This is a genomic window from Nonomuraea sp. NPDC050451 (assembly GCF_044458585.1).
In genome coordinates, this window is sequence record NZ_JBITHZ010000054.1 from 1 (window position 1) to 25,928 (window position 25,928).

The 25,928-nt window shown below is 70.3% G+C and carries 14 protein-coding genes and 1 pseudogene; 3 read left to right on the forward strand and 12 right to left on the reverse strand.

Features of this window, described 5'->3' with window-relative positions:
• Nucleotides 1-493: pseudogene (locus tag ACIBI9_RS62350) on the reverse strand (hypothetical protein); the annotation flags it as partial.
• A gap of 515 nt (nt 494-1,008) precedes the next feature.
• Between ACIBI9_RS62350 and ACIBI9_RS62355 the strand changes: the two are divergent.
• On the forward strand, nt 1,009-1,509 hold the full coding sequence (locus tag ACIBI9_RS62355; RefSeq protein WP_397237670.1) for a hypothetical protein: 501 nt from the start codon (nt 1,009-1,011) through the stop codon (nt 1,507-1,509).
• Here the strand turns inward: ACIBI9_RS62355 and ACIBI9_RS62360 are convergent.
• A complete protein-coding gene (locus ACIBI9_RS62360; protein WP_397237672.1) occupies nt 1,506-2,555 on the reverse strand; it encodes a hypothetical protein in 1,050 nt (349 codons plus the stop codon). The genes ACIBI9_RS62355 and ACIBI9_RS62360 overlap by 4 nt on opposite strands.
• A 480-nt stretch (nt 2,556-3,035) precedes the next feature.
• A complete protein-coding gene (locus tag ACIBI9_RS62365) occupies nt 3,036-4,244 on the reverse strand; it encodes a plasmid pRiA4b ORF-3 family protein (protein ID WP_397237674.1) in 1,209 nt (402 codons plus the stop codon).
• A gap of 93 nt (nt 4,245-4,337) precedes the next feature.
• On the opposite strand from ACIBI9_RS62365, the gene ACIBI9_RS62370 reads away from it, so the two are divergent.
• The gene (locus ACIBI9_RS62370; RefSeq protein WP_397237676.1) at nt 4,338-5,636 is read left to right on the forward strand and encodes a hypothetical protein; all 1,299 of its coding nucleotides are present in this window, start codon (nt 4,338-4,340) and stop codon (nt 5,634-5,636) included.
• 688 nt (nt 5,637-6,324) lie between these two features.
• Here the strand turns inward: ACIBI9_RS62370 and ACIBI9_RS62375 are convergent.
• A complete protein-coding gene (locus tag ACIBI9_RS62375) occupies nt 6,325-6,576 on the reverse strand; it encodes a tyrosine-type recombinase/integrase (protein ID WP_397237678.1) in 252 nt (83 codons plus the stop codon).
• An 8-nt stretch (nt 6,577-6,584) separates the two neighbouring features.
• Between ACIBI9_RS62375 and ACIBI9_RS62380 the strand changes: the two genes are divergently transcribed.
• Complete coding sequence (locus ACIBI9_RS62380) at nt 6,585-7,028, forward strand: transposase (protein WP_397237680.1); 444 nt, start codon at nt 6,585-6,587, stop codon at nt 7,026-7,028.
• 214 nt (nt 7,029-7,242) lie between these two features.
• On the opposite strand, the gene ACIBI9_RS62385 is transcribed toward ACIBI9_RS62380, so the two are convergent.
• The 8 genes from ACIBI9_RS62385 to ACIBI9_RS62420 are packed head-to-tail and all read right to left on the reverse strand — an operon-like array spanning nt 7,243 to nt 25,751.
• The gene (locus ACIBI9_RS62385) at nt 7,243-8,370 is read right to left on the reverse strand and encodes an integrase core domain-containing protein (RefSeq protein ID WP_397237682.1); all 1,128 of its coding nucleotides are present in this window, start codon (nt 8,368-8,370) and stop codon (nt 7,243-7,245) included.
• Nucleotides 8,371-8,387: 17 nt separating this feature from the next.
• Entirely contained in the window at nt 8,388-10,187 is a 1,800-nt protein-coding gene (locus ACIBI9_RS62390) for a hypothetical protein (RefSeq protein WP_397237684.1), read from the reverse strand.
• Nucleotides 10,188-10,191: 4 nt separating this feature from the next.
• Nucleotides 10,192-15,582 carry a hypothetical protein gene (locus tag ACIBI9_RS62395; RefSeq protein ID WP_397237686.1) on the reverse strand — a complete coding sequence of 1,797 codons (5,391 nt, stop codon included), beginning with the start codon at nt 15,580-15,582 and terminating at the stop codon, nt 10,192-10,194.
• Entirely contained in the window at nt 15,575-18,637 is a 3,063-nt protein-coding gene (locus tag ACIBI9_RS62400; RefSeq protein ID WP_397237687.1) for a hypothetical protein, read from the reverse strand. Before ACIBI9_RS62400 ends, ACIBI9_RS62395 begins: the two co-directional genes overlap by 8 nt.
• Nucleotides 18,634-22,044, reverse strand: a complete 3,411-nt coding sequence (locus ACIBI9_RS62405; RefSeq protein ID WP_397237688.1) for a DUF6603 domain-containing protein — start codon at nt 22,042-22,044, stop codon at nt 18,634-18,636. The genes ACIBI9_RS62400 and ACIBI9_RS62405 overlap by 4 nt, the downstream gene beginning before the upstream one ends.
• Nucleotides 22,037-24,388 (reverse strand): galactose oxidase-like domain-containing protein, encoded by a 2,352-nt coding sequence (locus ACIBI9_RS62410; protein WP_397237690.1) that lies wholly within the window; start codon nt 24,386-24,388, stop codon nt 22,037-22,039. The genes ACIBI9_RS62405 and ACIBI9_RS62410 overlap by 8 nt, the downstream gene beginning before the upstream one ends.
• The gene (locus ACIBI9_RS62415; protein WP_397237691.1) at nt 24,388-25,131 is read right to left on the reverse strand and encodes a DUF2182 domain-containing protein; all 744 of its coding nucleotides are present in this window, start codon (nt 25,129-25,131) and stop codon (nt 24,388-24,390) included. Before ACIBI9_RS62415 ends, ACIBI9_RS62410 begins: the two co-directional genes overlap by 1 nt.
• Complete coding sequence (locus ACIBI9_RS62420; RefSeq protein WP_397237692.1) at nt 25,128-25,751, reverse strand: DUF1326 domain-containing protein; 624 nt, start codon at nt 25,749-25,751, stop codon at nt 25,128-25,130. Before ACIBI9_RS62420 ends, ACIBI9_RS62415 begins: the two co-directional genes overlap by 4 nt.
• Nucleotides 25,752-25,928: the final 177 nt, after the last annotated feature.

Here is a 25,928-nt window from a genome sequence, read left to right on the forward strand (position 1 = left end):
GGGGGAGTTCGGCTCCGTTGGCCGGGTTGACCGGGATCAGCCGGGCACGCACCGCCGCGTTCAGCGCGGTCCGCAAGGTGGCGTGGATCCGCACCGCGGTAGCGGGCGACAGTCGGCGACCGGTCGGCGAGGGGCGGGACGTGAGCGTCGCGAGCAGTCCGTTGACGTCGCGGGAGGTGAGTTGGTGGAGCAGGATCCGTCCCAACTGCGGGATGAGGTAGAGGCGGATGTGTGTGGCGTAGCCTTGCCGGGTCGACGGACGCAGGGCGTCCTTGGTGGCCAGCCAGCGTGCCAGCCACTGCCCGATGGTGCATCCGGCCCCTGCTCCGTCGTGGTCGGCAGCGGCCAGGGCACGGCCTGCCGCCTGTGCTTCCTCAGGGTCAGCGTAACCGCCCTGGCGGACGCGCTGCCGCTGCCCGTCCAGGCCGCGTACCTGGACCGCGAAATACCAGCTGCCGTGATCGTCATCTACCGGCAGACGCGGACACGTCACCTCTCGTTGGCGTCCCGTTTCCGCATCCACACAGCCGCATCGCCTGCTGACCTGCACACGAGTCTTCGGCATCTGTCCCACCTCCACCCCTCACGGTGGGCGACGACAGACGCGCCAGCCAGGGCTCGCACTCGATCAGGGGATGACCTCAGGGCAAGTGTCTAGGGTGCGGGGAACTCAGGTTGAGCCAGGTCAGCTCTCCGTACCGGTTGGCTGCCTGCTGGGAGGCTTTAGGGCGTTCTGGTGCTGGCGGACGTTGGGCCTCTGTCCGGCCTTCTGGCGCTGGTTCGCCTCCGGCAGCGTGAACGCGTACGCCCTCAGCTCATTACGGGGCGTCACATCGTACGAGGTGGGCCCACCACACGCTGACCCTCACCCCTGGTCGTCCCGAGCCATCAGGTGGAACCCTGACCTCCGCTCTAGCGACAAGACTGGCGATCAAGTGCCGCCTCCGCCACCATGGGAGGCCGCCCTCAACGCGTCCTCTTCCCAGTCCGAGCAGAAGGAAGATCGCGATGCAGCCACCGATTCCCACTCCTGATCAGATCGGCACTGTCGACCTGGCGTCCTGGGCCGTCGTTCCCGGCCCATCAAACCAGGACAAGGACGAACACGGCGCCTGGGACGTCACGGCCGGCGACGAGGAGCAGTACGCCCTGTACTTCGAAGTCGCTGACGCCGCCCACCCCCGGCAGGTCGCCGAGTTCATCGTCGAGGCGGTGCGAGCACACGCCACCCGGTTGCGGCTCAGCGCCGCCTTCGACGACATCCTGCGCGAACGGGAGCGCCTGCGCACCCGCCCAGCCGGTGCGGACCTGTACGAGCTCGACCGCAGCCGGGTCGTGGCGATGATGGCGCAACTCGGCAAGCTCGCCGCCGAAGCCTACGAACCCGCGTCCGCGTCCGAGCAGGACGCGCAGACGCAGCGCATCTATGACGAGGTCACGCATCTAGCGGCACTGGCCGTGAGCTGGCTTGAGGCCATCCACGCCCGCTACGGTGCCGACGGCGCTTAGCGCGCTCGGCAAGCCTCCTCGCGCAGCATGCCGACGACGGCAGCCAGGTGGTGAGACAGGGAGTACGCCTTCCACTCGGTGCTCCCGCCAGGGCCGCCGTCCTCACAGGCCGCCCTCGCGATCTGCTCGTCACCCCAGGAGAAGCCCGTACCATAGGTCGGCCAATCCGAGGAGCCGACCAGCCTCTTGCAGAGCTCGAAGAAGCCCTTGTTGCCGCGACTTGTTCCCTTCGGCCAGTAGTACAGAGACCATTGCCGTCCGACCGTGTAACGCAGGTTCGGGGGCGGCCACTTGTCGTCTGCCGGGGGAGGGCCCGGATGGTCGACTCCGTAATCCCCGTAGCTGACGTCGTTCCACAGCCGGCTGATGCGGCACCGGAGGTCTGCCTCCCGCCGTGGGATGCGCCTGACCTCCGGTACGGCAGGCTTCACCAGATCCTCGGTGGAGGGAAACGACCCTCCTACGACCGTCACCGATTGCCAGGCGATGTCGAGGAGGTGGCGCAGAGGGCCTCCAACGCCTGTGCAAGTTTCGGAGGCAGAGGTGAAGTAACCGCAGTCGAGCATTAGGTCCGTTCGCTCCGCCGTTTCCCCCACGGCTTCCAGCTGATCCAGGAGTACGCGCGAATCAGACAGGTTGAAGGCGAAGGGGCGCCGTACGCGGAGGCACACGCCAGTGTGCAGTTTCTCCGTGGCGCGTCGCACTTCCTCCAGGTTCTCCGGCGCCTCATCCGTATGGATGACGGGACGGAAAGAGCCGACGCCGAGGTCTGCGACAAGGAGCCTGAGTGCCTCATATGCTCCTGAGGGCCCAAACCGGTCGGCAAGGGGCCTGGTATCCAGTGCGAAGTCGATGCTCTTGTCCAGCAGGCGGTTCCGGTGGATCTCCGACAGTACTCGCTGGACCGCGACCTTCGGCGACTCATCTTCAGCGCGCGCCACGATCTCGGTAAGAGGCCGGACGCTGTCCGATATCCGGTCACTCATATGCCTGAGCGCCAGCAGATTGGGCCGGCGACTGTTGATGATGACCACGTACACCGTCATGGTTGGTTCTCCGTGCGGTTGGTGAACCTCATGGCGGGTGAAGCGGCCATCCCTCGCCTGTGGGCAGGCCGCCACGGCCCGGTGCCACCGACGGTGAACTCTGCCTGTCAGCACGTCAATATCCGGAGAGCCAGATCCTCACATCGAAGAGTTGACGGCAGGTGTACATGGGGCAGATCCAGTTACGAGCTGTATTAGAGCAAATAATGCCTATGTGTTGGTTGGCGGCAAGAGGAGAAGAAGTTGCGACTCTTGCCGAGGTCTGCGGCATTTGGCGCATTGTCTATCCGTCGCGTCGAAGAGCGCGCGCTGGATCTCGTTGGGGACTCGTAACGCCAGTGACTTGTCACCGCCGAGCCGTCATGATCGGAAGCAGGTCACCCATTTACCGCTTGTGTCCTCCCGACGTCAGAGGCCATGGCGTCGCCGGCCTTGAACGCCGCGGCGTCCCCCATGGCTGCCGGCAGAAGGGGAGACGGATCACCCGGCCGACGTCAACGCCCTTCGGGTGGCTTCAAGCGCGAACCGGGCGGGGTCGAATTCCTGCGCGCTGTCCAGACCGGCCCAATGGACATATTCATCGTGCTCGTCGTGTCCGGGATCGGCCAGCGCCCGTCGGAAGTGTTCGTAGCCTCCGATGCCGCCGACGTCCTCTGGCGGGCAGGCGCCCGCCCCGTCCACCAGCACCGGGTAACGGACTCCTTCCTCCGCGGTGAGGATCTCCTCCAGCACGATGTCATGTCGCCAGCTGTCGCCCAGGTCGTACTCATACTCCATGGCCGCCCCGGCCTGTGTGAGCACCTCCTGCAACCGGGTCTTCTTCTCGTCCCGGACGTCCAGCTCCCATTCGGGTGACGCCTGGCCGTACAGGACGCCGCCCACCGTGAACAGGTGGAGGTGGCTGTTCTCCCAGCCCATCGCCGTGACCAGGATGTCGTGCAGTCTGGCGAGGGTGATCCCGGGGGAGACGAGCAGCCGCCGCCAGATCACCGGGTCCGCGCTCTCCTGGAGCGTCACCCGGATCTGGTAGATCGGCTCTCCCGGTGCGGCTTCACCCAGGGTGCGCTGTACGGCGTGCACGGCTGCCGGGGTCAGAGCCGCCGTCTCCTCAGTGAGCTCGACCACGCCCAGCCGAGCCAGGACGGTCAGCAGCCGATCGATGTCCTGATCGGTCATTCGCCGTTGCGCTTGCGGGTCGCGCATCTCGTAGTACGGCGATGCGATCTGCCAGGCCAGCTCCCGCAGATTCGCGACGGGCACCGGTCCGCCGTACAATCTACGCTGCAGCGCCGGCCAGATGAGCGCGAACTCCTCGCCGACCAGGGACGAGTACCAGTAGTTCTTGGGGAAGAGCGCCTGGCTCATCTTCCCCAACGCCGTGAACGACGCCTCCCGCAACCGCTTCGGGTCGTTCAGCAGTGGCGCCGCCTTCTTCACTGGCAGCAGCCGTCCCTTGACCACCCTGACCAGCCCGGTCGCTTTGGCCCATTCCACGATCAGGTTCAGTTCGGGCAGTTCGGTGCTGCTCTTCGTCCGGAACACCCGGTCGCCGATCTTCGGGTCGATCTCGTCGCCGGTCTTCAACAGCGCCACCAGCGTTCGCGCGTCCGACAGCGTCAGCTTCCCCGTCTGGGTCAGCTTTCGGCCTTCGCCCACCCACTCGGTGAACGCTCGCAACTCCTCTTCCATAGCGTTCAGAGTATGGCGCGGCGTTCGGCCTCAGCCGCCCGCGCCGCGCGAACGAGCCCTCCTGGCTCATGAACACCCGTAGGATCGGGTGTCGTGGCGAAGAAGCGCAAAGCGAAGGCAAGCCCCACGCGGGGGGTCAGCGGTCATCCTGCTCGGCGCGCGCTGCAAATGGCCGCCCGCCAGCCCGCACCCGATCCTCGTTCCGGGCTGGTTGAGTTGCTGCTGGGGACCGCTGGGGATGAATGGTGGCCGGACTCTCAGAATGCGATCATCGAGCGCCTCGCCGACCTGCCCGCCCACTCGCCTCTGCGGCTGGAGAACGCCGTCGTCGACCTGGTCGGCGAGGAGTTGTGGACACGTACTCAGACCGAGACCATGGGTTTCCACTGGGACCAGTACTTGGCCGCTCTGGCCGATCTCGTCCGCGACAAGATCCAAATCGGCGCGCGTACCGGCGGGCAGGTGGATGACCTGTGGCAGTTGCTGCACGGGCTGGCCGCGATGACCCCGTCGTCCAGCGGGCAGATGCTGCGCCGCGACCCCGACCTCGCCGTTCGAGAAGCCATCGAGGACACCACGGCGGCCTTGACCGAGGCTGGCATCGCTCCCGGGTGGCCGAGCGAGGTTCTCCGGGCCGCTCCTGCCGGGGAGCCACTGCTGCTGGCTGACGCGTACGGCTCGCGGTACGCGCTCCTGGCTCCCTTCACCTGGGGCGAGCAAGACCCGCACTGGTACTGCTGGGACATCGACCGTTGCACCGGAGACCGGGCCGTGCATGCCGGCGTCTTCGCCTCACCGCAGGAAGCGTTGACTGAGTGGCGAGCCGCAGTCGGGACGCACGCGGCACCCGCCTTCGCCCAACCGGCTCCGTGCGACCAGGCCACAGCCCGCGACCTGCTGGATCCGCTGTGCCGTTCCGACCTCGTGGGTGCCCTGCTGCTCGGCAGTGAGTCGCGACAACTCATCGCCGAGCATTTCCGCCTGCGCCAGCGCGCCCGCGCGCTCTGCGAGTCGTTCACCGTCGCTCCCGAGCCCAAGCCTCAGCAGGACCTGAACCCGATCATCGACGACTTCACCGCCCGGCTACGCGATCGAGATGACCGCAGCCCCGAACGGGAAGATGTCGCCACGCTCGCCGACAATTGGTCCCAGTTGTCCGGGCCCGGCTATTACGCCTGCTCCCCGCACCGGATCGAGCACGCCGTGATCCTCATCGCGGACGGTTACATCGAGAAGTACGCCGAGGCCGCACTCGATCTGCTGCCGCAGTGGGTCGAATGGTGCATCGAGCGCACCGGCCTGACCGGCGAACTGGCAGAGCGATCCCGCCGGGCAGCCACGAACAACCGGTGGGACGGATCCAACAGCATGGACCTGCGCCGCATCGAATAGGGCGGGCCCTTGCGCTTTCCGCGTGATGTGGTTCAAGGACTGAGCGAGTATCCATTATGGTCGTTCGGGTCCCTGGGGGTGAGGAATGCCGCCGTGCTCGGTGCGTGCTCGTACGCTCCGTCACGCGTTGTCAGGATCCGGCACTGCCTGACAGGCAAAACGCGCTGAGGCGGCACGAACCAGCACCCAAAGGCACAGGGCGGCATTAAAAGATCTTGCTTCTAATCCGATGGCCGCAGTGCTCGCAACTCCGATGTCTGCGCTTTCGAGACGAGTCGAGGCGAAGCTTGATCTAGTCTTTACGTTCGATCGCGTTGGCGGCCAATACTTGATTGATCGAAAGCAGCGCGTTGCCAATGATTTGCTGAACATGTACAGAATGCCTTGTCTCAAACTTCGGTAGGGCTCGCGCACGAGTTCTGGGACTTCGACTGCCTAATCCGACGGTCGCAGGTTCGAATCCTGCAGGGGTGCGCTTTGATCATGTTCTGACCTGCGGTTTTGTGGAATCGGATGCGTTCTAGAATTTTCGTCTAGTGCTTGCGTGCTCCGTGCGTGCTCGCGCGCGCCAACCCCCGCACACGCCATGATCGACATCGGCCTTCTGGGGACTACTTTGGCAAAGGAAACGGCCCCGTCTCGCCGTGCAAGCGCGGCGATCACTGGGCCGGTCTCCTGATGTAGCGGGTCAGGCCCGCAGCGGGATCACCTCTCCCGGTTCCTCCGGTTCCTCCGGTTTCTCCTCCTCGGCGAGCAGCGAGGTTGCGGTCTTCTCCGCGGCTGCCATCGCCACCTCGGGGAAGACCGAGGTGTAGGTGTCGGCGGTGAAGGAACTGGAGGTGTGCCCCAGCGTCTCCTGCACGACCTTCATCTCTACCCCGGCGGCCGGCATCAGCGAGGCGGCGCCGTGGCGGAGACCGTGGAGGCGGATGGGTGGCAAGATCCGCCGTGGCGGCCTCGCTGGGAGCAGAATCCCGACACCGGAAATATCGGCAGGTCGTCGACCGGTGGCAGGTCGGCTTCACCGACCTGACCGGCGGCCGGGGGCTGCTGGGCCAGGTTGAGGGCCGCGTCTCGACCGTGGTGGCCGCCTGGCTGACGGCCCAGCCCGCCACCTGGTGTGGCGCCATCACTCATGTGGCCATCGACATGTGTGCCATATTCCGCTCGGCGATCCGCGCTGCGCTGCCACACGCGAGGATCGTCGTCGATTATTTCCACGTGGTGCAGCTGGCCGATGCCAAGCTCGCCGAGCTGCGCAGGCGGCTGACCTGGAGATGCGCGGGCGCCGGGGCCGCAAGGGCGATCCCGAATACGATCGTCGCAGGCTGCTGCGCTCGGCCGCCGAAGAGCTCACCGATCAGCAGCGCACCGTCCTGGAACGGGATCTGACCAGGCCGGCTGGCACGCCAAGGTGAAACTGCGCGATCTGCTCGCCTTGGCCCGCACCCACCCTGCCTGCTCGCAGATCAGCCACCGCCTTCTACGCCTGGTGCGCCGACCACGCCTACCTGCCCGAGTTCGTGACGCTCGCCGCGACCGTCGAGGCCTGGCAGAGCGAGATCGTGTTCCGCTCGAATATTGAGTTACGCGCCCTGAGCTGTGGTTAAGCGACGTGGTGGTATTCGCTGATTGTGCTTGCGACGACGGGTTTTCGGCGGATGGAGCGCAGGTCGAGGAGATCGGTCATGTCCCGGGCGGGCTGCGTTCCCGTGTTCGGGGGACGTTGGTGCCGGGACTGGTGCGGCCAGTGCCCGTTGTAGTGGATCAGATACTCCTGAAGCAGGCGGGCCAGGTGACGTTCGTTGAGGATCAGGACCCGGTCGAGGCGTTCGCGGCGCAGGGTGCCGATGGCGCGCTCGCAGATGGCGTTCATCCTGGGTGTCCGCGGCAGCGTGGTGATGTCCCGCAGCCCTTCGGCTGTGAAGACATCCCGGAATGCTGCGGTGAAGAGCGGGTCTCGATCGTGGATCAAGAATCGCAGGCTGGCGATGCGGTCACCCAGGTCCATGGCCAGGTTGCGGGCTTGCTGCACGATCCATGCTCCGCTCGGGTGTGCGGTTACTCCGGCCAGGTGCAGTCGACGGGTGCCGTGCTCGATGAAGATCAGCGTATACAGCCGTTTGAGCAGTATGGTTTCGACCATGAGGAAGTCGCAGGCGGTGATCGCGTGGGCTTGGGCGGTCAGGAACTGCGGCCAGGTCGGTCCGGCTCGGCGGGGCGCCGGATCGATACCGGCAGCATGGAGGATCTCCCACACCGTGTAGGCCGTGATCGCCTGGCCCAGGCGAGCCAACTCGCCTTGGATTCTTCGGTGCCCCCATGTTGGGTTCTCCCGGGTCATCCGAACAATCAGTGCCTTGGCCGGTTGGCGGGTGCGGGGCCGTCCTTGGCGCCGTTTGTCGGTGAAGGTCCATTTACGCGGTACGAGGTTGCGGTGCCGGCGCAGGATCGTCGCTGGGGTGACCGGGAGTACTTCCGCCCACTGGCGGCGGAGTACCAGCCGAGACAATGCCGTGAGCCAGAGCCGGTCGGTGTGATCCTGCTGCGGCCGATCACCCACCTGACGGCGGAGTACCTGGTTTTCGTGACGAAGCACCAGCAGCTCAATGTCCTTGGACAGATCAGAGCGCACGAGCACCGCCAGCAGGCCGAACAAGCCCCTCATCAACCGGTAGACAAGCGACAACAACACTTCATGATGGTCGCAGCGGACGCTCTGATCCTGCAGCAAAACTCCAGCTCACAACACTAGGACGCCGGAGGGGTGGGGAGGAGCTGGTCGAACGCCAGCCCGCTGGACGCCTCGCCGGAACCGGTCGTCCGGGTCGCGGCGAGCCAAAGCAGCACCCGGCCGTCCCGCCACCGGGTGCGCTGGTAAGCCAGCGACACCTGAGTGCCGGCCCGCGGTACCTCCTCCTCGAACACGTGGTACGGCTCCGCCGGCGTCTGGTCGAGCCCGGTCCGCAGCAGCGTGGTCCGGGGCCGGATCCGGGCGCCGGGCGGCACGCCCTCCATCGTGCGCACCATCGCGCCCCGCTGAAGCTGCGTCTCCCGCACGTCGCCCGGCACGTGCATGACGACGAAGGGGATCCAGTTCTCCGGCACCGTGGTCATCGCCCGGTAGGAGATCGGCGCGGCGGCGTCGCCGGTGACCGGGGCGTCCGGCGGCAGGCCCGCGAGCAGCCGCCGGTGGGCCAGGGTCTCCTCGGCCGCCTCTGACCCCCGCTTGCCCGTCCCTGAGGCGAGCGGCACTACCCGCTCGACCGCCCAGACGAGGTTGGCCACCTCGTCGCGCATGAAGACGACGTCCTCCAGCGGCGGCCCGCCGATCGACTGCGGCAGGACTGGCGGCAGGAACAGCGACAGGTCGGCCGGTTCGCGGCCGGTTCCGGCGACGTCCAGCGTGAACATCGACCAGCGCTGCCAGTCCTCGTCCTCGCCCCGGCCCGCCGGTTCGATCCAGAGCCGCTCCCCGAACACGTTGGTCACGGCCAGCCCGGCCACCGTGGCCAGGGTGCCGACCGGCAGCTCGTACGGGATCGTGAACCAGTCGTTGCCGTAGGCGAGCGCGAACTCCATGAAGAGCAGGCGGGTCAGGTCGGTGGTGTCCACACCGACGTCGCCGAGGTTGGTGCGCCCGTCTTCGAACGCCCACCAGCGTTTGTCCGGCATCCCGTTGAACCTGGTCGCCGTCGGGATCGTGGTCGACGGTTCGGCGAGCGGGCCGGAGCCGCGTGCGCCCGCCGAGTCGACGGAGAACGCCGTCCAGTCCAGCCGTCCGCCCGGGTACTCCTCGGCGACCAGGCGCTTGGCGCCGTCCGAGACGTTCGCGGTGACGGCGAAACGGTGCTCCAAGTGGGCCGGGTCCCACGCCGGCCGCCAGTCCGGCCGCTCGAACATCGCCTCGAACCAGCCGACCAGCTCCACTCCGGCCTCAACGATGGCCGGCTTGTCGGCCTCCGCCACCGGGATGCCGGTCAGCGGGGTGTTCGACGGGCTCGCGGTCAGATGCCGGTAGAGAAGGTAGCCGTCCATCGCCCGGCCGGCCAGCGACTGGAGCAGCGCGTACACCTCCAGGTGGGCGACGCGTTCGGTGTCGGCCTCGTCGGCGGGGTCGGGGGCGGCGAAGGCGTACCGTGCGATGAAGGCCTGCCGGTAGACCGGCGGGACGCGCTTGAGGAAGCGGCGGCCGAGCATCATCCGCAGGTCGAGGGCGCCCGTGGTGAGGTGGTCCAGCGCCCGGCGTTCGACCAGCGCCTCCAGCGGACGGCTGCCGTCGTAGGCGGCCGGGGCCCCGTCACGGGCCTGGAAGGTCGCCGGTGGGGCCTGCGCCACCTGGACCTTGGCCAGCACTGGCGACCCGGCGTCGTCACCGTGGAACTCGCCCATCTGCCACTGGCGGGTCAGCATCCAGAGCGCGTCGCGGATCTCGGCGCGAAGCGCCCGGTCGAAGTCGGGCGAGCGCGGGCGGCCCTCGACCCGGTTCCAGATCGTCACCGAGGACCGCTGACGCTCGGCGAGCTCGGCCCGGAGGTTACGGATCAACATCGGATTAGGCATGGTCGTCTCGCATGATCCGGTACAGGTCGTTGTTGACCGCAAGGTTGGCGGAGATGCCGAGGCCGCGCACCGTGGCCTCGGTGAGGGTGGCCGGCAGGAAGGAGGCGTACGCGGTCTCTGCGATGGCGGCCGGTTCCAGGGCCCGCTGCCGCGCCAGGTCGAGGGTGTCGTCCAGGGCGGCGACGAGGTCGTCCCAGCGCCAGCCTCCGGCCGCGTCGGGCGGCACCACGAGCAGCATCGCCTGCGGCGGCTCGGAGTCCGGGCTGTCGTGGTGGAACACGATGCCGGTGGTCGCCGTGTCACCGGGCACGACCTCCACCCACTCGTCCAGGAGCAGTCCAGCCTGTGGTGCCTTCCGGTCGAACGCGGCCGGGTAGTGGGCGGTGTAGAGCAGCCGGTCGCCGGTGACCGCGGTGCCGGGGGGCCATTCGAGCGCTAGCCAGGGCTCGGTGGCGTGCGGGAACTGGGCCGGCGTCAGCTCCGGCTCCGGCCGGGCGAACGCGCCCGTCAGCAGGGTGGCCTCCTCCCAGGAGCGCATCGGCCCGCGTACCCGGGCGAGGCTGTGCAGCCAGTCGTCGACCGGGAACGGCCGGGACACCAGCCCGGCCAGCAGTCCGCCCGAGCGGCTCCACTGGAGTGCCGCGTCCCACTCGGCGCCCAGCGCCTCAGGAACGTCGAACTCCGGCACGAACACCGCGTCAGGGCCGAGCAGCGCGGTTACCGCCGACGTCAGCGCCTCCACGTCCGGCCGGCCTAGGTGGCCCGCCGCGACCTCGCTTCTGTCCTCCACTTCCGTGATCATGGAGCTGAGCGCCTGGAACGCCTCCCGGCAGAGGGCGGCTGCCCGTTCCTCGTACTCGCCGAACGTGAGCGGCTCGGTGTCGAACTCGTCCACCGGCAGCAGCGCGGCGACCTTGGTCATCGCGTCGGTGAGACCGGTCGCGGAGCCGGCCACCGCCTCGAACTCGGCGAGCCGGGCGGCGAAGGCGGACCGCTGTGTCTCGATCGCCGTGCGGAACGGCCCAGCCTCGGTGGGCACCGGCCTGGTCGGCGTGGCGCGGAGCTCGCGGTCGGCGCGGAGCAGCACGGCGACGCGCTCGGCGTCGGTGGCCGGCGGCGGCAGCGCGTTGTCGTGGGCCAGCGCGGTGTCGGCGCGGGCCAGCCGGGCCCGCCAGCGTGCGGTCAATGCCGCCACGGCCGCCAGGAGGTCGCCGAAGAGGATGGCCCGGGTCGCGGCGAGCCGTGCTGCCCCTCCGCTCGGCAGACCGAACCGGCCGGATTCGATCAGTGCCGCACTTGCCTGGTCCACCAGCTCGTCGAGCGAACCCTCCGCCGCCGCGGCGATCCTGGCGCGGAGGTCCCGCAGATCGGTGAGATGGGCGTCGAGTAACGTCGCCACGTCCGCGACGCGGGCCTGGTCCGCGTGCACGTGCGCGTCCGCGGTGGCCCGTGCTTCGCCGGCGCGGAGCACGTCGGTGGCCCGCAGGGGGCGGCTTGTGGTCACCACCGTGCGCAGGTGGCCGACCAGCGGGGCGATCTCGAAGAATGTCGCCTTCCCCGGCACCCGCTCGGTGAAGTGCACGACCGGCGCCACGTCGGGCCGCAGCCCCGCCTTAGCGGCCACGTGCCGCAGGATCCGTTCGTCCAGTTCGCCGAGCGCGGCCTCCGACTCCAGACGGACCAGGTAGAGCAGGTCGATCGGCTGGAGTCCCAGCTCCGCCTGGCTGACCAGCAGCTCCTGGCCGGTGCCGTCAGGGCCGGTCCAGCGGACCAGGACCACGACATCGGCGGGCGGCGGCAGCATCGCCGCGGCCAGCTCGTTGACTCCCGGCTCCGCCATCGCCCGCGGCGTCATCGCGATCCCCGCCACCGGGGACGCGTGATGGTCCAGCCCGGCGCGCAGGTGCACCGCCACCCGGTGGGTCAGCGTGAAGCCCTGCCCCGGGGTCTCCAGCACGGCCGGCTCGGGCGGGAACCCACCACGGCCGATGGCGTCCAGCGTGGACGCCGTCCGCTCGGTGTTGCCGAGCACCGCCTGGTGCACGCCTTCGGCCAGCACCAGGTCGCCGAGCGCGTCGTGCACGTCCAGCAGCCGCTCCACCTCCAGGTCGATGGCCTGCCGCTCCGCCGCAGATGGGTCAGGTAGGTCGGTACGCCCGAACGGGTAGGAGGACTCGCCCGACTCGCGTACGTGCCGGACCAGCTCCAGGCCGTCGACGCAGATCCGGCCGTCCCGGTCACCGGCCAGCGGGAAGGCCAGCCGGAGCGGGTGGATGAACGCGTCCACCTCCGCCAGCCCGTGCCGGTCGTGGAGTCCGCGCTCGAACCGGTAGCCGAGCAGGCCGCCCAGCGGCTGCCCGTTGCGCAGGCCCTGGAGCACCGACGTGGCCAGCCGCATGCGCCCGGAACTGAGGTTGACCGCCATCGTGCCAGGGTGGTCGGGGGTGGCGTTGGCCACGTAGCCGCTCCGCAGGATCGCCGCCGTCGCGGCGTGGTTCAGCGACGGCGCGTGGACGAACCCGCCGTTGGCGCCGTCCCGCACCGGCGTCGGCCCGTTGTCGAACGCGGGCTTGAGCTCGTCGGGCAGCTCCACCGGTTCGAGATCCCGGTGTTCCGGGCGTACGTCGTGCAGCCACCCGTAGGCGCCGACGTGAATGCCGCGCCGCGGCTCCGGACGCGTGCCGTCGATGCCGTCCTCGGGGGAGAGTCCGCGCATGTCGAGCAACCGGCGGGTCACCAGTCCGAGCCGCCAGGCGTCCACCCGGTGACTGGCACAGTCGAGGTGCTCGGCCAGGAGCCGTTCGAGCCGGGCCGTCGGCAGGCCGCACATGGCCTTGATCGCGTCGGTGACCGCGCGGAGGTGGCCGGCGGCCGGTTTGTCGAGCAGCGCGGGGATGATCTCGTGCAGCGGGCGGAACGGGTCGCCGGTGATGTCCGGCGCCCGGTCGTACAAGGCGTTCCACCGGCTCTCGGTGCTCCGGGCGTCGGCCACGTGCACGAACGGCGGTTCCCGCCGGGCCGCAAGCAGCCCGGCGGGGGAGATCAGCCCGGCCTCCAGCCGGAGCCGGACGGCCGCGTCCCACCAGGAGAGCAGGACGGCGTGCCGGAGCAGGATGTAGAGCAGGGCGGTCGGTTCGCGGTCGCCGCTGAACCCGATTTCCTGACGCACGTCCTCAAGCGAGGAGCAGCCCGCGTCCGCCAGCCACAGCAGGTAGTCCCGCCCGTCGTCGCAGTACGCGCGGACCGTCGCCTCCTCCGACAGCGGACGGTCGTCGACGATCGGCCCCTTCAGCCGGTGCTGCGCGGTGTGGAAGAGCTTGCCCAGGAGGTCCGGGGTGTCGTTGCCGGCGTACCCCAGCCGGGCCAGCAACTGGCGGCCGGTGACGAGGTGGCCGAGCGCGGTCCAGGCGTCGAAGAACTCCCGGCCGAGGTTGTCGAAGCGGAACCGGTTGAACAGGTCGGCGATCGACTCCGCGTAGCGCTGGTGGAACTCCACCGAGGCCGGGTGGAGCGCCACGATGTCCAGCAGCGTCTGGTGCGGGTCGCCGGGAGCGTACGCGTGCGGCACCGTCTCGGTGAGCTTGGCCAGGTCGTCGGTGACCACGCCGAGCAGCTTCCCGAGCGCGGTCAGCATTGGCAGGTCCTGCGGCTTCGCCGGGTCGCCGGTGCCGAACCGCAGCCGCCCGTACGCGGTGGCGGGCAGGATGCCGTACGGCTGGCGGCCCAGGCGTAGCGCTGGCACCCGGCCACGGCCGCTGACGTAGCCGAGGAAGAAGTCCCGGGTGCGCGCCACGTCGTCGTCGCCGAGCAGCGGATGCATCATCGACTCAAGGAAGTAGCCCCAGGTGGCAGGCCAGAGCGCGGTGTTCATCGCGTACGCCTCGGCCTGGTCGGTGTGGGCGGCCCCGGCGACCGCGGCGAACACGGCGGGGTCGACGCCGAGGCACTCGGCCAGCCACTGGCCGTCCTGTTTGGCCGCCCAGCGCGGCTCGTCCACCAGCGGCGTACCGGTGCCGAGATGGCCGTCATAGCTGAGGTCGGGGTCGTCGAGACGGCTGAACCCGGAAGGCACGCCCTCGGTGTTGTTGGTCGGCGTGCCCTGGGCCGGGATCGACATCCCCAACCGGCTGCGATGGTGATGGGTGAGCAGTCGCTCCAGGTTCGCCTGATCCTCGCCGGGGGTCGCGCCCGCCCGGATGCCGACCGCGAAGAGCCGGTCGAACCCGTTCTCCAGGCCAGGACCCAGCGGCACCCGCATCGCCATGCCGACGTCGACCGCCGCGTCGAAGTCGACCATCCAGCGCAGGTCGTCGGGCACCACCAGCTCGCCGTTCTCGATCCGGAACTGGTCACCGGGCCCGGCCGCCGGATCGGGGCCGACCGCCAGCGACGGCGGGATCGGGTTGCCGGCGAACTCCAGCACCGTCCGCCCGGAGTTCCGGCCGACCATGACGATCCGGTCCGGCAGCAGCCCGGCTCGTGCCGCCTGGGTCCAGGCCGACGGCTTGGTGTCGGCGGGCGACGGCAGTTCGCAGAACGCGACGGTGACCTGCGCCTGCTCCGGGTCCATGCCCTCAGGCCGCTCGCCGAACGCGTGCGGCGGCTCACCGAGCACGGCCCCGGCCCTGGCCTTGCCCACCGAGGCGCTCAGCTCGGCCGCGAACGCGCCGTCCGGGTCGCCGTCCGCGCGCCACACCTGCTCCCAGTACCGCGCGGCGGCGGCGCGCTCCGACGCGGTCAGCGCCAGGTCGCCGGCGACCACCAGGATCACCTCGTCGGCCGAAGCCCGGACCGGCTCGGCGGACGGGTCCAGCGGGGCGAACCGTTCGATGATCCAGCCCGCGCGGCCGCTGCCGCTGGAGGCGACCAGGGTCCGCCACGCAGCGCGGCGCAGGCCCTCATCGCCCCCGGCCCGGAAGATCGAGGCCCAGAACCGGGTGGCGTTGAGCACTTCGCTGTCGCTGAGCCGCTCCTCGAACCCGTCGACCGCCCACTGGTCCGGATATATCCGTACCCACAGTTCCGCATGGATGAAGCGGGTCTCGATCCGGAGCGGCATCATCAGGAGCGGTGTCCCGGCGTCGAGGCTGGCGATGGCCTCGCGCGGATCCTCGGCGAGGCCGCGGAGCTCCTCGGTCAGCCGGTGCTCCGTCTGGCGGAGCCTCTCGCGCAGCCCGGCCAGCGTGGTTTCGGCGGCCGCGAGATCGCCGTCGAGGTCGGTCAGTGGCTGCGGCGGTCGGGCGAGCCGGGGGTCGGCCCGCCGTGCGTCGGCCTTACGGGCGCGCCGCAGACGGGTCAGCCGGGCGTCGGCCGCGGCGATCTCGGCGCGCAGGCCGGCGGCCTCCGCGGCGTGTTCGCGCAGGCGGCGGTGGGCATCAGTCACGGCCGAGCAGCTCCCCCGCGTGTACGGCCACCAGAACCGGCGCCTGGTAGAGGATGTAGGCCACCTCGGACGCGTTGAGGTCCGCGCCCCAGTGCAGAAGCCGGTCCTCGGCCCACTGGTCATGCTTCTCGGCGTTGGGGCCGGTCGGTTCGGTCAGGTGGTGGCCGGGTGCGGCGGGACCGACCGGGATGAACGGCAGGCCGGCTGCGACGTCGTCCCAGGCGAGGTCGTTCCAGACGTTGAGGTCGCCCGTACGCGCGATGTCGAGGCCGAAGCGGGGTTCCCCGGGCCGTTCGCGGAGCACGAAGAACCAGCCGGGGTCGGCGTCCGGCACTTCGGGGTCCTGGCCGCGGGCCTCCTCGACGGTGAGATCGAAGCCGAGGAAGGTGATGTCCGGATCGATCTTGGCGCCGAACAGCGGCATGCGCAGCTTGCCCGGCGGCGGGTTCTGCTCCTCGGCCGGGGTGAGGTCGTCGAGCTCCCGTTCGGCGCCGGGGTCGATGTCACCGTCCGGGGTCAGCCGCCACTTCGCCCGCTGCGCGTAGATCACCGCCGTGGGGTAGCGCTTGAGCAGCTCGCCCCTGATCACCAGGACGACCTCCTCCTGACCGGGGCCGCCTTGGTCGTGCCGGTCGTGCCCGCCCAGGGGCGAGGGGAGCGCCCAGTGGTGGAGCGGCGGGATGTCGCGGAGCCGCTCCCGGCGCTGTGCGTCGGTCTCGCCCGCGACCGGGAGCTGGTGCGCGGGGTCCCAGAACTGCCGGAAGTAGCTGCCCTGCTGGTCGGTGGGGTACTCGCGCCAGAGCAGCTCGCGGGCCATCTCGTGATTGAGCCCGACCAGGTACGCCTCGATGAAGCGCTGGTCGGTCTCCAGCATGGCGATGCTGTCCGGCGGGATGAGGGTGAGGTTGGGCAGGAACAGCTCCGACGACCTGTCCGCGAGCGGCCGGTACATCGGCAGGTCGATCTCCGGGTAGGCCATGACCTCGCGGAACGCGGCCACGGCCGGCTGGAGCCTGTCCGGGATCGTCATCCCGGACAGCACCCGGCGGGGCACGGTCACCTCCGGGTCGAGCAGGTCCAGCGCCGCCTCGGCCAGGTCGTCCACCTGCACGCCGGGCCGTACCGGCTCGGCACCGGCCTCCGTCGAGGCGCCGATCACTTCGGCGTTGTCCTGGATGCCGGACTTGTACCGGATGCTGACCCGGCTGTCGTCCGCTGTCGGCTCCAGACGGGGAACGTCCCTGCCGGGGTTCAGCAGCGTGAAGCCGCCGTACCGGGGGAGCTCGGCGACCAGCTCCGGCTTGCGGTCATCGCGGGCGAGCAGGAAGGAGAGCCGGTCGCGGTGGCGGTCGAGGGACCCCAGAAGGACCCGGGAGGTGGGCGCGCCCGGCGGCGCCGTCTTCGGCCGGCACGCGGTGGCCCGCTCCTCGGCGATGGCGGCCAGCAGGCGGCGGGACGGGTCGCCGCGGCGGGTCAGCGCCCGCACCACCGTCGAACCCGGACGGCTGATCCGGCGCATCGCCGCGGTCAGCGGGCCCTTGGCGACCCGGCTCACCACCAGGCCGTGGGCCAGGGTGACCCCGCCGTGGAGGATGCGCGGATGCGCCGGCGCGGTGACCGCCAGCAGCCGGCCGGGGTCGGCGGCCACCTGCGCGGCGAGATGGCGGCGGTGCAGGCCGCCCGCCACCTCCCGGGTGAGCTGCCCGAGGCGGATCCGCCGGTTGGCCGCCAGCACCGCGCCGACCTGCTCCCAGGCGGCCGTCATGTACGTCTCCTGGTTCTCCTGCACGACCGCCGTGCCAAACCCGGCCGCGACCCGGAAGCGGGGGTCGAGGTTGAGCTCGTGCACCCAGTTGCCGTGCAGCTGCGGCTCCGACGCCTCCAGCAGGCGGCTGGTCCGCGCGTGCCAGCGGCCGTACAGCGGCGGGGTGACCACCGGGTCCGGGTCCGCCGCGTCGCCGGACGCGTAGTCGTCGCTCAGCTCGATCAGGTCGGCCAGGGCCGCCTGGAACGGGTGCGGGAACGGGACATCCCAGTTCTCGTAGCGCTCCGCCTCCTCCCGCGCCTGGTCGTCAAGGTTGATCGCGGGGATCCGCAGCGCCCCGCCGAGGCGCAGCACGCCGCCGAGCCCGGGAACGTCGACGCCGGGAAGGCCGGGCAGCGGTGTACGGACGTCCATGTCGCGACGGCCCACCCGCGGGTCCATCCGGCGGGGCTTGAGCAGGCGGACCAGGGACTCGAAGTCGCCGACCGTGCCCGTACGGAACCGCCAGCGGTGGTAGTAGCAGTAGTGCGCGGGCGCGCCCCGGTCGGCGTAATCGGCCCAGGCCGGATGCGTGGCGGCGGGCGTCGCGCCCGGGTCGAGGCCGAGCCCGGCCAGCCGTCCGCTCTCGAAGGAGGGCATGACGAAGGCGTGATAGACGGTGTCTGGGCGGAGCCGCCGGGGGCAGAGCAGTCGCGACAGCCCGAGGTCCGGGTTGGCCCCGACCATCGTGTCCAATCGTGGCAGCACCTCGGCCATGTCGTCGGACAGCACATCCCCGGACGCGTCGAGCCCCCCGTTGACGTGGACGTGCGCCCAGGCCCACAACTCGCCGGCGGCGGGAAACACGCCGGGATCTTCGACGATCACGTACGGCGCCGGCTTCCCGCCCGCCGTGCCGTCGGTGAACTCGCCGTCGGCCAGCACGACCAGGGCCAGCCACGGCATCAGGCGCTTGGACCCGTCCGGCGGGGCCGGGGTGTAGCGCCACGGCAGGTCCTCGTCGTAGAACTCTACGAACGGCAGGTAGTTGGGCTCGAAATCGGTGATCCCGGCGCGCGGCTCGGTCCGGACGATCGAGCGGGCGTCCAGGCCGACCACGTCGCCGGGCCCGTACAGTTCGACGTCGCGGCGCACGGGCACCGACGTCGTGCCGCCGCCCACCGCATCGCCGCTGAGCGTCAGGTCGACGCGGATGCCCGCCCGGGTCGCGCCGCCGGGCGCGGAGCCCATCAGCGTGGCGACTCCCCGCCGCAGCCACGGCAGGAACGAGTAGGTGCCGATCTCGGTCATGCGGTGGCCGCCTCGTATGCGGGGATCACGTGGATCAGGCCGGCTTGGCCGGGGTCGCCGGCGACCATCGCGCCGAGCCGCTCCCTGGCGGCCGACTCGCTGCCGAAGACCTGCGTCGCGGCGCGGTTGTCGACCGTGGAGGCGACCACGAATCCGGCGTCCGCGACCACGACCCCGTCCTGGTACGGGTCGAGCAGCCGCGCGGCGGCAGCGGAGACCGGCGACCCGGCGATGCTCGCGCCGGCGACGAGATGGCCGAACAACCCGCCGGCGATGGGCCGGAAGCGGCGCTGCCTGCGGCGGAACCGGTCGTCGATGACGACCTCCTCGAAGCGGACGGCCCGCTGGGTCATCCGCGCGGACTGGGCGCCCGTACCGGTCGGTACCAGCTCCATCCCCGCGTGCTGGCGCTCGAACGACGGCCGGGACAGTTTGGCCGCGTCGTCCAGCTCCAGAAACTGCGCCATGGCGAACGGCTCGGTGACGTCGGCGCCCCGGCGCAGCGCGGTGCCCTGGACCGTGAGGGTGAAGCGGGTCGCGTCGCCGGCCCGGTTGCCGCCGACCTTGGCGATGCCGATGTCCAGTGGCACGGCGCGCTGCCGTACCTCCAGAACGCCGGTCGGGTGGAGCACCAGGGCCCCCGGCCCGGAGTCGGGCAGGCCGCGCAGCGACACGAACAGGTGGGTGCCCGGCCGGAGAAACGCCCGCCACGACTCCGGCTTCTCCAGCTCGGTACGGAGCAGCGGCAGCACGTTCACCGGGTCCAGTTCGGTGTGCTTCGGCTCGCCCCAGGTCTCGTCGAAGTCGGCGGACACGTCGAAAAAGAAGAACGAGATCGAGCCCTGGCCGCGAGCCCGCCACGGCGAGGTGCCCTCCAGCGCGAACTGCAGGTGGATGCCGAAGACGCCGAGGCCGAAGACCTTCAGCGACACCGACGCGGAGATCTCGACGATGAAATAGAACGGCGAGAACCGGAACAGCGCGTCGAAGCCGATGTGCCCCTCGATGCTGATCGCGCTGAATCTGAAGAACAGCTCCGCCGCCGCGCCGAACTGCGCCGTGTTGCTGGTGACGGCGAAGTAGTTGGTGATCCGGATCCGGCCCCAGTCCTCGTCCAGGATGCTGACCATGATCCGCTGCGGCACCGGGAACGGCAGCGGGGGCGGCTCGAAGGCGGGGTGGAAGCCGCCGACGCTGACCACGAACTCGGGCTCCTCGCCCCAGGCCACCAGCAGGCCCATCTCCCCGTTGATGGTCAGGAACAGGATCCGGGAGTCGAAGAGCGAGGCGAAGAAGTACAGCCGCTTGCGGTCGAACTCGATCGCGCCGGCGAAGGTGACCTGAAGTTTGATCAGCGGCTTGTCAGGGGTGGGCAGCGCGACCTTCAGCACGCCCACGATGGCGATGTTGCCCGGGACCTCGATGATCACCCCGACGGAGGCCGTGATCAGCGCCGGCGTGCCCCAGCCGATCTTGATCATCGGGCCGACCAGGAACGTGTTCCGCTTGGCCGGGAAAAAGGCGCGCAGGTCGCTGAGGATGCGCGGCGCGTTGGCCACGACGTCGCGGGGGAACATCACCCGCTCCACCGCGCCCGTGCGGACGCCCTCCATCAGCGCCCGCAGGTTCATCGTCCTGTCGATGCCGAGGAGGCCGCCGACGCCGAGTAGGACGAAGCCGAAGCCGAGCTGGACACCGCCGGGGAACTCCGCGGTGATGACGATCAGCATCGAGAACCCGGGGTCGCGGGTGGTGATCAGGCCGACCGCCGCCACCGCCAGGAAGTCACCGAAGACCAGCTCCAGGGCGCCCGCGTACTCGCCCCGCTCGCTGTCGATGAACAGGTAGCCGCCGCCTTTGACGACGCCGACGTCGAGCGAGAGGCCGACGCCGGTGGGCGGCTTGAACCGGAATTCGAGGTCGAACGGGCCCAGGTTGCCGTCGCCGCCGGGCGGCAGGCCGAGGAGGATCTCGGCCCCGAGGTCCTCCACGACGGCCCGCAGCGGCCCGAGCGCGGCCTTGATCGTGGCCATCAGCCCGATCGGGAACCCGGCGGGCTTGATGCCGGCCCGGACCTTGAGGTTGTCGATCTCGATCGGACCGAGTTGGATGTGCGTCGGGATCTGCACGTCGAGCCCGCCGCTGCCGGTGAAGAAGACCCCCGAGCCGGCCCGCCAGCCGAAGCCGAGGTCGAAGTGGGCCTCCAGGGTGAAGCCCGCCATGACACTGGAGATGAACCCGTCGGCGCCCGCCAGCGAGATGACCAGCTTGCCGCCCTCGACGGCGCCTTCGACGCCGACGTCGCCACCGGCCCGTCCCGCGTCGACGTCCCACGCGAAGGAGGTGGTCAGGCGGACCCTGATCCGCTTCGCGCTGAGCTCCGTGCCACCGGCCACGCCCAGCAGGACCACCGCGTCCTGGTCAGGGCCGGGCACCTTGTCGAGCCCGGCCGCGAGCGTGCCCTGCACCTTGCCCTGGGGCGGGATCACCGAGAGGACGGCCGGGGGCTGGACCCGGAGGCCGGTCGAGGCCTCGACCCCTCCGGTGGCGCTGAGGCCGGCCACGAAGCCGCCGCCGACGGGCATCGTGAGGTCGATCCCGTCGGCCAGGCCCAGTTTGGCGATCAGGTCGAGGCCGGCGGGCGTGACCGTGGGGTCTGTGGGGATCAGCGCCGCGAGGAAGAACTCGATGAACGGGCGCTCGGGCGGCCCGGGGTCGACGCCGGAGGCCACCGGCGTGCCGAGGAAGGTGAGCAGCTCGTAGAGCAGGTCGATGAGCAGGGGGCCGTCGAACTGCGGCGTGCCCCAGCCGAAGAGCGAGCGAAAGGCCGTCTCGGGTGAGGAGAAGAACTCGCCGATCCGGTTGAAGTCGACGAACCGCACCGTCGTCTCCGGCAGCGCCGGATCGGTGGACCCTTCGTTGACCACCGTCATGCCCAGGACGCCGAGCGCGGTCAGCACGCCGGAGAGGACCCGCTGGTTGTCGATCAGATAGGGGAAGACGACCCGGTCCAGCAGCCGCCTGGGCAGCTCGTTCACGAACTGCTCCAGGGCGCCGGGGAGCACGTCGAGGTCGATGGATCCGACCTCCTGGGCGATCGTGTCGAAGGAGCCGATCACGTCGACCAGTTCGGCGACCAGCGGCGCCGCCTTCGTGGCCAGTTCCAGCGCGCCCGCGTCGGCCTCGATCGCCTCGGCCAGGTCGCCGACCAGGCCGGGAAGCTCCTGTGCGGACGCCGCGCAGGAGTCGAGGGCGCTGACGAGGGCCGGTGACACCAGGTTGGGCGGGATCCGCAGGCCGAGGTCGGCGAGCACGGCGATGGGGTCCTCGGCGAACTCGTCGCCGAGGTCCGCGAGCGCCGAGCCGAACATCAGCGCCAGGCGTTCCAGCGTGCCGGGCTCAGCCACCGTGGCCTCCCTCGTCGTTCTCCGGCTGCAGGGGCGCCGGCGGAGTCACCTCGACCGGAACCGAAGGTGAGCGGAGTGGGGGCGCGCCGGTGATGTGGATGAAGCGGGCCTCCACGCACGGCAGCTGGTCGGCGAGGATCCACAGCATGTAGTAACCGGGCGGCACCAGCGAGCTGTCGGTGCCCGGCACCATCGTGACCTTGAGGGAGGTGGGGCCGTTGGGAGTGAAGGGCAGCTCGACGAAGCGCTGCTCGGTGTCGGTGTGGTGGGTCACCGCGGCCGGGCGCATGATCGCCACCCGGGTGATCCGGGCCGCGTCGGGCGTCCGGACCGTGAACGTTGACCCGTACTTGACCTGGAGCTCGCCAGGATTCAGCGGCGGGAGCACCGGGCGGGTGCCGGACTTGTGGAAGTACGGCGGCTGGTAGATCTCGTAGTCCTTGCGATTGAGCGGCTGTGAGAAGATGGCGCCCCGGTGCTGCGGCGTGTTGGTGAGGACGCTCGACAGCCACTCGTTGACCCGGGTGATCGGGGTGCCGACGGCCGGAGACTCGAAGTCGACACGCGTCCCGTCGGTGATGGCCCGGGGGAGCGGGGTGCCGATGTCGAGGATCAGGTAGACCGCGTTGACCGGCGGCTGCGGCGGTTCCCGCAGCCCGGCCAGGGTGGTCCTGATCTCGTGCGGGCCGCGGTCGATGACCACCTTCGTGCCGACCGGCAGTGTGGGGAACGGTTCCGCGTAGGCCGACGGGCTGAGGTCCACGAGAAGCGACATGGCGCCGGCGGACATCCCGCGCAGCAGCCGCGAGGTGCCGGTGTAGGTGCGCCCGTTGAAGGTGTTCGGATAGACGAGCGAGGGTTCGTGCTCGTTGGGGTCGGCGCCGCCCGCGATGATCACCGAGCCGTCGGGGAGCAGCATCGCGATCGAGTGGTACATCCGCGGGTGGCGCATCGGCGCCCCGATACGGAATCCCCCGCCGGGCGTGAAGATCTCCACCTCCAGCGTCGGGTCGGTGACCGGCACGGTCTGCTGCGCGGCCCGCGTGCTGTTGGCCTTGGCGTGCCACTTGTACATGCCGTGGCCGCCGAGAATGAGCACGGTGGCGTCGGGCAGCAGCACACAGTGGCCGTTGATCCGCTTTGGCCGCTGCATGGTGGGCCCGGCCGTCCACCGCGGCGCGCCGGGGATGCTGGTGTCGAGGATCTCCGCCGGCTGCGAGGCGGCGACCTTCTGGCGTCTGAAGCCCACAGTTCCGCGTCCCGGGTCCGTGATCCGGTTGAACGGGGGCGTCAGGGCCCTGATCTCGGCACGCACCAGCGGCACGTCCACGGCGTCGACGGCGAGCCCGCCGCCCACCACCAGGAACTTGCCCACCCATCTCGGGTCGCGCTTCTTGGTCGCCGGATCGAGCACCACCGGCAGCATCACGCTCATGCCCTCCTCCCGCTCGGGCTGCCTGGCCTTGGCCGTCGGGCGCACGTACGGGGTCCACCTGCCGCTGGCGGCGGTGCCCGGGGGCGCGCCCGGAGGCGGCGGCTGGATGGTCAGCGAGAGGGTCGGCGGCTCGTCGATCTCCTGGCCCCACGTGGTGTGGGTGGTGTAGAGCCGGTCGTCGGGGGCGAGGTGGATGCCCGGGTAGATGGGGATCGCGCGGTTGTCGGCGCCGGACACCGCCTGCGGCCGGTAGTCCGGCGACCGGAGATGTTCGACGACGTTGGCGATGCCGCGGTGGGTGGCGTGCACGGCCAGGTCCGGGTCCGGCCACTTGAGCGGTGAGGCGGTGTCGTAGACCGCGAACTCGCGCCGGCCGGAGACGACGATCACGCTGCCGTCGCCGAGCACGACCGCGGTCGGATACCAGCGGCCCTGAATCAGCTTGCGCTTCGGATCAGGTGTCTCCCACTCCCCGCCATTGTTTCCTTTGTGCGGGTTGAAGATGACGATCGTGGAAGATCCGTTGCTGCCCCGGTAGTCGGTGCGCGGGTTGTAGGGGGTCCCCTTGGCGTAGTGGTCGAGCTGCGAGCCGCCGACCACCAGGATGCGGCCGTCGTCGAGCTGCACGCAGAAGCAGCAGAACAGGTCCGCGCCTCTGGGGAACGGCTTGCGGACCGCTGCGCCCGGATTGCGGGGATCGAACACGTACGCGACGAGCGGGTAGTCGAGGGTCTCCGCGTGCCCGCAGAACCAGAGCACCTTCCCGGTGTGCATGAGCACCGCGTGGATGACGAACAGGCCACGCTCGTCGCGGACCGGGTTGCGGGAGTCCTTGTCGTACAAAACTTCGCCCGCTTTGAACGGCACCCGCTGTGGCGGCTGCCAGAAGCCGTGAGTGTCGGACGCCATCAGTGCCCCCCGTGTCCGACGCCGCCGGTGAGGTGCGCCGCTCCGGCTGCGACCGCCGCGGCGATCAGTACGACCCCCGTGACGCGTGCCAGCACCGCACCCCACGGCGCGTGCTTGTGCAGCGCGGCCACGCCGCCGAGCGCGATCATCAACAACGGATTCGCCATCCCGGCCGCGAACATCACCACCATCAGCCCCGCGCAGCAGCCCAGGCAGTAGAGCCCGTGATCCAGCCCGACCAGGGCCGCCTCCACTCCCGCCGGACGTCTGCCCGACCAGCGCCTGGCGATGATCCCGAACGGCGAACGGCAAGCGGTCAGGCACCGCGCGGCCGTGCCGGAGAGCTGGTAGGCCCCGGCGCCCAGCAGGGAGAGGGGCAGTACGGCCCAGGCGTAGGGAGTGCCGCCGACGAGCGCGTGCACGAAAGCGTTGACCCCGGCGAGCACGAGCCCGGCGACCGTCCAGGTGGCCAGGTAACCGGCCACCACGGTGGCGACCAGCCGGCCGGCGTCGCGGCGGTCGCCCAGCATCCGGGCGAACAGCCGGAGCAGCGGCAGCGACGCGGGCAGCATCGTCGCGACCGTCATCAGCAGCCAGCTGACGGTGAACCAGCCGACCCCCGCCCAGCCCGCGGCGAGGTCGTGTTCGAGCAGCGGCCCCGCCGCCAGCAGCCCGGCCACGGCAACCGCCGCGACGGCGACGACGGCGACGGTGGAGCGGGAGCCAACCGCCGGGCCGGTCACGGCTCGCCCCGGCTCTCGTACCGGAACGGGCCGCGCATCGCCGCCCGGCCGGCCACCTGCACCGAGGAGGCCTGCCCGCCCAGGTTGATGCGGAAGTTCGAGGTGGTGCCCACCTCGGCGCGCGGGCCGAGCACCTCGCTCAGCCGCCCGCTGCGCAGCTCGGTGACCGCGCCGTCGCCGCCGCGCATGACCGACCCGTCGCCGCTGACCATGCGCCCGACGGTGACCGACAGGTGGTCGTCCTGGGTGGTCAGGCTGATCGGCGCGCGGGCTGCCTCGCGGAGCACGCCCATCAGGCGGCCGAGCTCGCCGAGCGGCCCGCCGTACCCTCCGGTGAAGGCCGACGCGAGCGCGGTGAACTGCGCGTCGTCGGCGTCGTCGTCGACGAAGAGCGTGACCTCCTGCCCGCCGTCGTCGCGGTGTCCCCGGTGGAACGAGACGCTGACCACCGACCGCCTCGACACGTCGACGTCGCCGATCGTGCCGGCCTCGACCGACCAGCAGAACGCGCCCGTGCACCGGCCGTCGTCAGGTGGCCGGCCGACCCAGCACGGGCAGATCGTGTAGCAATCGCAGAGCTCGAAGAAGAAGCCGTCAAGCCGGTAGACGGGCAGGTTCATGGGCGGTCCCCCAAGCCGATGCCCCAGTACGGATGGGGCCGCCACGCACCATCGGCCGCGTTCAGCCATAAGCCGGCATCGGCGATTTCAGGTTGCCCGCGCGAGATTCTCGGCCGCGTTTCCCCGTAATGTGCCACATGAACCCCCTGCCCGCAGAGATGTCAATGTCCCTGCCCC

Excerpts from the sequence above, each read along its gene's own strand:
- ACIBI9_RS62355 (WP_397237670.1), top strand. The coding sequence starts at position 1,009 with ATGCAGCCACCGATTCCCACTCCTGATCAGATCGGCACTGTCGACCTG.
- ACIBI9_RS62360 (WP_397237672.1), bottom strand. The coding sequence starts at position 2,555 with ATGACGGTGTACGTGGTCATCATCAACAGTCGCCGGCCCAATCTGCTG.
- ACIBI9_RS62365 (WP_397237674.1), bottom strand. The coding sequence starts at position 4,244 with ATGGAAGAGGAGTTGCGAGCGTTCACCGAGTGGGTGGGCGAAGGCCGA.
- ACIBI9_RS62390 (WP_397237684.1), bottom strand. The coding sequence starts at position 10,187 with ATGTTGATCCGTAACCTCCGGGCCGAGCTCGCCGAGCGTCAGCGGTCC.
- ACIBI9_RS62400 (WP_397237687.1), bottom strand. The coding sequence starts at position 18,637 with ATGACCGAGATCGGCACCTACTCGTTCCTGCCGTGGCTGCGGCGGGGA.
- ACIBI9_RS62410 (WP_397237690.1), bottom strand. The coding sequence starts at position 24,388 with ATGGCGTCCGACACTCACGGCTTCTGGCAGCCGCCACAGCGGGTGCCG.
- ACIBI9_RS62420 (WP_397237692.1), bottom strand. The coding sequence starts at position 25,751 with ATGAACCTGCCCGTCTACCGGCTTGACGGCTTCTTCTTCGAGCTCTGC.